The sequence below is a fragment of the Gluconacetobacter dulcium genome, from assembly GCF_014174165.1.
GTDB lineage: Bacteria > Pseudomonadota > Alphaproteobacteria > Acetobacterales > Acetobacteraceae > Gluconacetobacter > Gluconacetobacter dulcium.
In genome coordinates, this window is sequence record NZ_JABEQN010000071.1 from 1 (window position 1) to 691 (window position 691).

A 691-nucleotide genomic window follows, 5' to 3' on the forward strand; every position below is an offset into this window, starting at 1 on the left:
GACCTTCAATGCGCTCACGGGCACCAGCCTTGCCCGGCTTCGTCACAAGGACCGCTGGCTGGGGTTTGCCGCGGCGCTTGCGCAGGCCACGAGCATACGCAAGACCGCGAAAGCCTGTGCAATCGCCATCGGGACGTCCTTCCGCTGGCGGCATCGCTTTCTGATCGCTCCTTCCTGTGAGCAGCCGGCGCCCATGAGCGGCATCGTGGAGGCGGATGAGACCTTTTTTCGACGCTCCTTCAAGGGGCTGCATGCCTGGAGCCATCCAGGGGAAGGCACCACCCCGCCACGTCCGGCCGCCCGCCACCGGGGCGCGCCCACCGGACGCCGCGGGACGCCGCTCGACGAGCAGACGCCCGTGCTGGTCATGCGCGACCGTCAACGCAATACGGGCTACGCCATCCTGCCTGATCTGACGGCCAGAACCATTGGCTCCTGCCTCAAACCCATGCTCGCGCCCGATGCCGTGCTCTGCACCGATACCGCAGCCGTCTACACCCGCATCGCCCGCGAAACCGGTATTCATCACGAACCCATCAACATCTCCGCCGGAGAGCGGGTCAGAGATCACGCTTTCCATCTCCAGAACGTCAATGCCTATGACAGTAGGCTCAAGGACTGGATGCGCCGCTTCAGAGGCGTCGCTACAAAATATCTCGCAACCTATCTCGGATGGCGCCGCATGATCGAG

1 protein-coding gene is annotated in these 691 nt (G+C 64.3%); it reads left to right on the forward strand.

Going from position 1 to position 691, the window contains the following annotated elements:
- Window positions 1-691: IS1595 family transposase (locus tag HLH25_RS19925; protein ID WP_182975736.1), on the forward strand; the 691-nt coding region annotated here is incomplete at both ends.